This window comes from Polaribacter sp. (assembly GCF_965656025.1).
Taxonomy (GTDB): Bacteria; Bacteroidota; Bacteroidia; order Flavobacteriales; family Flavobacteriaceae; genus Polaribacter.
Genome location: NZ_CBFHJT010000097.1, coordinates 1 through 8,177 on the forward strand (window position 1 = coordinate 1; position 8,177 = coordinate 8,177).

The following is an 8,177-nucleotide window of genomic DNA, read 5'->3' on the forward strand; positions in this document are numbered from 1 at the left end:
ACAAGAAGCTGACGCACCAATAGAAGTTATAGAAGGTCATTTAATGATTGGTATGAATGTGGTAGGCGATTTATTTGGAGCAGGAAAAATGTTTTTGCCACAAGTAGTAAAATCTGCAAGGGTGATGAAAAAAGCGGTTGCCTATTTAAATCCGTTTATTGAAGCAGCAAAATCAGACAAATCAGAACCCGTAGGAAAAATATTAATGGCAACTGTTAAAGGAGATGTGCACGATATTGGTAAAAATATTGTAAGCGTTGTTTTAGCCTGTAATAACTATGAGATTGTTGATTTAGGGGTAATGGTGCCACCAGAAAAAATCATTCAAACTGCTATTGATGAACGAGTTGATGCGATTGGTTTAAGTGGATTAATTACACCTTCTCTAGATGAAATGGTGTATTTAGCCAAAGAAATGCAACGTCAAAATTTTGAGTTGCCTTTATTAATTGGTGGTGCAACAACCTCAAAAGCACATACAGCAGTAAAAATAGATACACAGTACAAAAATGCAGTGGTTCATGTAAATGATGCCTCAAGAGCAGTAACGGTTGTGGGTGATTTGTTAAACAAAAAATCGAGCCACTTATATACTGCAAAACTGAAAAAAGATTATGACGAATTTAGAACCAAGTTTTTAAAGCGAGGTAAAGAAAAATCATATATTTCTATTGATGAAGCTCGAAAACGTAAGTATAAAATCGATTGGGAAACTTCAGGAATTGTAAAACCAAAAGAATTAGGTATTCAAACTTTAGAACAACTGAGTTTAAAAGAATTGGTACCTTTTATAGATTGGAGTCCGTTTTTTAGAAGTTGGGATTTACATGGAAAATTTCCTGATATTTTAACGGATAAAGTGGTTGGAGAACAAGCAACCATAATGTACGAGGAAGCACAAGCAATGATTAAAGAAATTATTGCCAAACAATTGCTAAAACCAAAAGCAATTTTTGGTTTGTTTGAAGCAAATACAATCAATGATGATGATATTGAAGTTTCTCGAAAACCGAATAGAAAACTCATTTCGAGCACAGTCGAGAAATCTCATAAACAAAAAGTAATTTTCAGAACCTTACGCCAGCAATTAAAAAAACGAGAAGGCATACCAAATTTAGCATTAGCAGATTTTATAGCACCAAAAGAAACAAATAAAAAAGATTATCTAGGTGCATTTTGTGTGGGTATTTTTGGAGCGCAAGAATTAGCAGATAGTTATAGATCAAAAGAAGACGATTATAATGCAATTATGGCACAAGCCATTGCAGATCGTTTTGCAGAGGCTTTTGCAGAATATTTACACAAACAAATTAGAACCAAACATTGGGGATATGCAATTGATGAAGCCTTAACCAATGAAGATTTAATCAAAGAAAATTATAAAGGAATTCGTCCTGCACCAGGTTACCCAGCATGTCCAGATCATTTAGAAAAAGAAACCATTTGGGATTTGTTAGATGTAGAAAATCAAATAGGAGTAAAGTTAACTGAAAGTTTAGCCATGTGGCCAGCTGCTGCAGTTTCTGGCTATTATTTTGCCAACAAAGAAGCCAAATATTTTGGTTTGGGTAAAATTACCGATGATCAAGTTATAGATTACTCAGAACGAAAAGGAATTACAAAAGAAAAGGCGAGAAAATGGTTGCATCCATCTTTAGCAGAAGAATAATGTACACGCAAAAAAATTAATAATTTATTGCATTTTAACTAACATAAAATTAGAGAAGAAATAAGAATTTTGCAGAAAAATTAAATAAGATGAAAAAATATAAGATAGAGTTAGTATTCTTTCTAAAGCTTTTTACACTAACAATTACTGCATTATTAGTTGCTTATTTCTTCTAATTTACTGAAACAAATTCAGCATAAATGAAGATTACAGATCACATTAAAAAAGCAAACGGAAAAACATTGTTTTCTTTTGAAATTATTCCACCTAAAAAAGGAAATAATATAGAAGAATTATACAACAATATAGATCCGTTAATGGAGTTTAATCCTCCATTTATAGACGTTACAACTTCTAGAGAAGAGTATGTTTATGTAGAGAAATCCGGGTTATTAGACAGAAAAATAACAAGAATGCGTCCAGGAACTTTAGGTATCTGTGCAGCCATAAAACACAAATATGATGTAGATACTGTACCTCATGTACTTTGTGGAGGTTTTACCAAAGAAGAAACAGAATATTTATTAGTAGATTGTCACTATTTGGGCATAGACAATGTAATGGCGTTAAGAGGAGATGCTATGAGTCATCAAAAATATTTTTCGCCATCAGAAGGTGGGCATGAGTATGCGTCGCAATTGGTTTCTCAAATACAAGATTTAAACTGTGGTAAATATTTGCATGATGTTATTGAGCCAGAAAATTGCGCAGATTTTTGTATTGGTGTAGCTGGCTATCCAGAAAAACATTTAGAAGCACCCTCTTTACAAACCGATTTAAAACGTTTGAAAGAAAAGGTAGATGCTGGTGCAGATTATGTGGTTACACAAATGTTTTTCGACAATAAAAAGTATTTTGAGTTTGTAGAAGCTGCAAAACAAATTGGTATAAATGTGCCTATCATTCCAGGGATTAAACCCTTGGCTGTAAAACGTCATTTACAAATTTTACCCCAAGTTTTTAGAATCGATTTGCCAGAAAGTTTAATAAACGAAGTCTCTAAATGCAAAACCAATAAAGACGTACGTCAAGTGGGTGTAGAGTTTGCAATTGCCCAATCTAAAGAGTTGTTGGCAGCAGGTGTGCCAGTTTTACATTATTATTCTATGGGAAAATCAACAAATATAAAAGCCATTGCTGAACAAATTTTTTAGGGCGTGCCCTTTTTTGTTTTAAAGTTTCGCTCCGCGCAACAAAAACAAAAAACGTCAGGCTTTCGGCACTCGCTTTACGCCAAAGCATAAGAGCTCAAACAAAGCCTCGATCCTTCACGCACGTGTCTATAAAAGCTATTGAATATAGAATCCGTTGATAGTTTTATAGGTAGAAATAATTTTGCCAAAATAAAATGGTAAATAATTTGTTTACTTTTGTGTTAGAAATTTAAAAACAATCAATTAAAAAAATATAAAATGGCATTAGAAATTACAGACGCAAATTTTGACGAAGTAGTGTTAAAATCAGATAAACCAGTATTAGTAGATTTTTGGGCAGCTTGGTGTGGACCATGCAGAATGGTAGGACCAATCGTAGATGAAATTCACTCAGAATATGATGGTAAAGCAGTTGTAGGTAAAGTAGATGTAGATGCCAACCAAGAATTTGCTGCAAAATACGGTGTAAGAAACATACCAACCGTTTTAGTTTTTAAAAACGGAGAAGTCGTAGACAAGCAAGTAGGTGTAGCTCCTAAAAAAACATATACAGATAAAATTGATGCTGCATTGTAGTAGTATTAACACTTTATAATTATAAAAGGTTTGGCTAACGCTAAACCTTTTTTTATTTTAGTGAAACTCAATTTTGTAAAAATAGCAATGTTATTTTCACAAAATTGTAAGTTGAACGAACCACGATTAAAAACTAAGTTTTTAATTTACCTATGTGGTCAATAAATAATAAACGAAATGAAAAATTATATTTATATAGTATCTCTTTTATTTTTTTTCTCCTGCCATAAAAAAGAAGAAAAACTTACCATAGAAAAAGGGATTTCATACGAATTGGCCAAATATAGAAAACAACAAATTTCAGAGGTTGTTTACAATTTGCATTTTAAAATACCTAAAGAAAAAAACAGTCCAATTGCATCAACTTTACAACTAAATTTTAATGTAAATGACTTAAAAAATGATGTTTTATTAGATTTTAATGAAGAGGGTTCGAAACTGAAATCTATCAAAATAAACGGAGACGCTTCAGAAATCAGTCACCAAAAAGAACACATCATTCTTGATAAAAAAAGCTTAATTATCGGAGAAAATTCTGTGGAAATTATTTTTGAGGCTGGTGAAACATCACTTAACAGAAACCAAGAATTTTTGTATACACTTTTAGTACCAGACAGAGCAAGTACATTGTTTCCTTCTTTTGATCAGCCAGATATAAAAGCCAATTATAACTTAAAAATTACAGCCCCAAATGCATGGAAAGTATTAGCAGGAGCTAAAGAAATAAGCACTTTAAAAAAAGGTGATTTTACAGAACATACTTTTACAACTTCAGATACAATGAGCACCTATCTATTTTCTTTTGTGGCAGGCAAATTTACGTCAGCAACTAAAAATCCAGGAGCTTTTAAAATGCGTTTTTTATACAGAGAAAACGATCAAGAAAAAATAGACAAAAGTGTAGATGCTATTTTTCAAATTCATCAAAATTCTTTAGACTTTTTAGAGGAATATACACAGGTAAAATTTCCGTTTCAAAAAATGGATTTTGCTGCAATTCCACCTTTTCAATATGGAGGCATGGAGCATGTTGGGGCAATTCAATACAGAGCCTCTTCTTTGTTTTTAGATAAAAATGCGACGCAAAACAGAAAGTTAAGTAGAGCCAAATTGATTGCGCATGAAACCTCACACATGTGGTTTGGAGATTTGGTAACCATGAAATGGTTTAATGATGTTTGGATGAAAGAAGTTTTTGCCAATTTTATGGCAGATAAAATTATGAATCCTGTTTTTCCAGCAATCAATCATCGTTTAAGTTTTATGATGGCTCATTACCCAAGTGCTTATTCAGAAGATAGAACAGCAGGTACAAATGCCATTCGTCAAAATTTAGATAATTTAAAAAATGCGGGTTCTTTGTATGGAAGAATTATTTACAACAAAGCACCCATTATGATGCGTCAATTAGAGTATTTGTTGGGCGAAGAATCTTTCAGAGAAGGGATTCAAGAATATATAAAAACCTACCAAAACTCGAATGCAGACTGGAATGAGTTGGTAACTATTTTAGATAAAAAATCTGCTGGTGACATTCAACAATGGAGTGATGTTTGGGTAAATTCATCTGGAAGACCTATCTTTTATGAAGAAATTGAACTGAATGAAAAAGGCAATGTTAGCAAGTTTGTAATCCATCAAAAAGCCGAAGATGGTTCTAATAAAATATGGACACAATCATTTAAAATTAAATTGATTGATGAGCGAGGTTATGAAAAAATCATTGGCATAAAAAACATGGGCAAATCTTTTGATATTACTGAGGGTACTAAAGATTTTAAACCTGGGCAAGTATTGTACAATACAAATGGCTTTGGTTATGGCGTTTTTCCTATTTATAAAAATAAAATTTATGATTATAAAAACATAGATGATGAGGTTTCTAGAGGATATCAATTCATTAATTTATATGAAAATATGTTAAACGGAGTGGTAACTCCTATAGAAACCTATAAGGTTTACTTAGATGCGACACAACAAGAAGAAAATGAGTTAATCACCAATTATCTGTCAGGTAGAATTTCGAATATTTTTTGGACATTTTTAACAGCAACGCAGCAAAAATCAATTCAAAAAGAAACTGAAAATAGTATATTTAGTTTGCTAGAAAAAGAGTTACCAACCAATATAAAGAAAACTTTATTTGGCTTGTACCAAAGCATAGCCATTTCTAAAACGGGCACAAAAAATTTATACGCCATTTGGAACAAAGATAAAGAGATCAGAAATCTATTTTTAAACGAAAACGATTTTACTTCTTTAGCTATAAAATTAGCAATATTTCAACATCCAAAAGCAACAGAAATTTTACAAGAACAACAAACAAGAATTTCAAATCCAGACAGATTAGAGCGTTTTAAATGGCTGTTACCATCACTTTCTAATGATGTAAAAGTAAGAGATGCTTTTATGAGTTCTTTATTGCAAAAAGAAAATAGAGAAAAAGAATCTTGGGTACAAACTGCTTTAAGAAATATACATCATCCTTTAAGACAACAATCTTCTACAAAACATTTACAATCGATTTTAGAAAAATTAGAAGAGGTACAATTAACAGGAGATATCTTTTTCCCCAAAGGATGGTTGGCCAATTCTATTGGGAATTACTCATCTAAAGAAGCAAATGCTATTTTACAACAATTTTTAGACGATAATCCAGATTATAATCCCATTTTGTTAAAAAAATTATTGCAAACCACAGATCATTTAAAAAGAGCACAAGACATTAAAAAGTAAGTATGAATTTATCTGAAGTACAATCTTCTGAAATTAAAAATCTAGACATTTTAGCCAAAAGTGTGGTAGAGGGTTTTATTACAGGGATGCATAAAAGTCCGTTTCATGGTTTTTCTGTAGAGTTTTCTGAACATAAATTGTATAACAAAGGAGAAAGTACACGCCATATAGATTGGAAATTATATGCAAAAACTGAAAAACTATACACCAAAAAGTACGAGGAAGAAACCAATTTACGCTGTCATATCATTATAGACAACTCTGCATCTATGCATTATCCCATAGTAAAAAAACAAACGGTAAACACTTTAAATAAAGTGGGTTTTTCTGCAGTAGCAACAGCTTGTTTAATAGAAATTTTAAAACGCCAAAGAGATGCTGTGGGTCTGAGTATTTATTCAGATTCTTATGAGTATTATGCTCCAGAAAAGGGGAGTGAGCGCCATAGAAAGATGTTGTTACATCAATTAGAGCAATTGTTGGTTTCAGAATCAAGTGCAAATACAGATACCTATAAATATTTACATGAGATTGCAGAAAAAATTCACAGACGTTCTTTAATCTTTCTGTTTACAGACATGTTTCAAACAACCAAAGAAAACGAAGCACTTTTTGAGGCTTTACGTCATCTAAAATATAACAAACATGAGGTAGTTTTGTTTCATACATTTGATGGAAAAACAGAATTAGACTTTAATTTTGACAATGCGCCTAAGAAATTTGTAGATTTAGAAACAGGCGAAGCAATAAATATTTATGCAGAGAATGTTAGAGAAAAATACAAAGAAATTGTAGAAAATTATTTTAAAGATTTGAAAAATAAATGTTTACAATACCAGATAGATTATGTTCCTGTAGATATTAATGCTGGTTTTAATGATGTATTGACAAAATATTTAATCAGTAGAAAAAAAATTAAATAAAAATTCATTTTTTTGTTTGCAGATATTAAAATCTATTATATATTTGCATCCGCTATTAGCAACGGTTTGGTAGTTCAGCTGGTTAGAATACCTGCCTGTCACGCAGGGGGTCGCGGGTTCGAGTCCCGTCCAGACCGCGAAAAGCATCTCTTTTGAGATGCTTTTTTTGTTTGTGTCTATTAGTTATCAATCTTAAATTCTGTAATATTCTTTATTGTGCCAATCCAAAGAAATTGGTGATGGATAGTATTTGTCATTTTCTGGTAGAATTATCTGTTTACCTTCAAATTGTGATAAAGAAAATGGACTATCATTTTCAATTATAATTGGAGAAACCCGCACAATATAATTTTTATTAATAGTTATAAGTCCTCTATCAAAAGCTCTGTGCAAATTAGGAGATAACGATAAGCCATTTGTAATAGTATCATTTTTTGATATACTAAAAGGGATAATATGACAAGCATCTATCATTTGTATATTTGATAAAGATTCAATTCTCATTTCTGATATACAACATGAGTAATTATATAATTTGGGTATAATTCTTTTGAATAAACCACCTCTTAAGTATATTTCTTCTTCATATTCATCTTCAGGAAGTTTGGACTTTAATTCAGTAATTAATAATTGATAATTTTCACCATCCTCTTTTAATATTTGATTTTGTATGTTAGTTTCTATATCATTAATATTATTTAAATAGAAATTAGATTTTTGGTTAGGAAAGTATAAATCAATTAATAATTCTATGAAATATGATGAGTGTTTTTCATCTTTTAATATTTGAAATAGTTCTTTATCAATTTCAGCAAAAGCTACATTTGCATTTAGACTTTTAAAACTTTTAATGCTACTGGATCTTGTCAATTCTAAAGTTTTTCCGTTTTTTGAAACTAAATACCAAAAAGGTTCACTTCTTAAATGAAAAAAAGGAAGATAAAATTTACAAGAATGTTTCGTTTCTACTACTTTATTCCAGTTATTTTTAAATGATAAAAGTAATTCACTATTAATATAAATTCTATTATTTGTAATGAATCCTTTTTTAATAAGTGAAATTATTGATAGTAATAAAACAGGTTTATGTGGTGCTTTACCTAAATGTTTATTATTACT

Annotated in this window: 6 protein-coding genes and 1 tRNA gene; 6 read left to right on the top strand and 1 reads right to left on the bottom strand. The window is 30.9% G+C overall.

Annotated elements, in window-relative coordinates; all coding sequences use genetic code 11:
* From ACTG3S_RS13550 to ACTG3S_RS13575, 6 genes are all read left to right on the top strand, one after another.
* Positions 1–1,669 (top strand): vitamin B12 dependent-methionine synthase activation domain-containing protein (locus tag ACTG3S_RS13550; RefSeq protein WP_439129873.1); only part of this gene is annotated, 1,669 nt, incomplete at its 5' end.
* Between the two features lie 200 nt (positions 1,670–1,869).
* Positions 1,870–2,823, top strand: a complete 954-nt coding sequence (gene metF / locus ACTG3S_RS13555; protein WP_439129874.1) for a methylenetetrahydrofolate reductase [NAD(P)H] — start codon at positions 1,870–1,872, stop codon at positions 2,821–2,823.
* Between the two features lie 258 nt (positions 2,824–3,081).
* Positions 3,082–3,399, top strand: a complete 318-nt coding sequence (gene trxA, locus ACTG3S_RS13560) for a thioredoxin (protein ID WP_439129875.1) — start codon at positions 3,082–3,084, stop codon at positions 3,397–3,399.
* 177 nt (positions 3,400–3,576) lie between these two features.
* Entirely contained in the window at positions 3,577–6,135 is a 2,559-nt protein-coding gene (locus ACTG3S_RS13565; RefSeq protein ID WP_439129876.1) for a M1 family aminopeptidase, read from the top strand.
* A 2-nt stretch (positions 6,136–6,137) separates the two neighbouring features.
* A complete protein-coding gene (locus tag ACTG3S_RS13570) occupies positions 6,138–7,058 on the top strand; it encodes a DUF58 domain-containing protein (protein WP_439129877.1) in 921 nt (306 codons plus the stop codon).
* Between the two features lie 63 nt (positions 7,059–7,121).
* A tRNA-Asp gene (locus tag ACTG3S_RS13575) sits at positions 7,122–7,195 on the top strand.
* Between the two features lie 55 nt (positions 7,196–7,250).
* Here ACTG3S_RS13575 and ACTG3S_RS13580 read toward each other — a convergent pair.
* Positions 7,251–8,177 (bottom strand): HNH endonuclease (locus ACTG3S_RS13580; RefSeq protein WP_439129878.1); only part of this gene is annotated, 927 nt, incomplete at its 5' end.

What these genes read in the sequence shown, in the direction of transcription:
- trxA (WP_439129875.1), top strand. Translation starts at nt 3,082, where the DNA reads ATGGCATTAGAAATTACAGACGCAAATTTTGACGAAGTAGTGTTAAAA.
- ACTG3S_RS13565 (WP_439129876.1), top strand. Translation starts at nt 3,577, where the DNA reads ATGAAAAATTATATTTATATAGTATCTCTTTTATTTTTTTTCTCCTGC.
- ACTG3S_RS13570 (WP_439129877.1), top strand. Translation starts at nt 6,138, where the DNA reads ATGAATTTATCTGAAGTACAATCTTCTGAAATTAAAAATCTAGACATT.
- metF (WP_439129874.1), top strand. Translation starts at nt 1,870, where the DNA reads ATGAAGATTACAGATCACATTAAAAAAGCAAACGGAAAAACATTGTTT.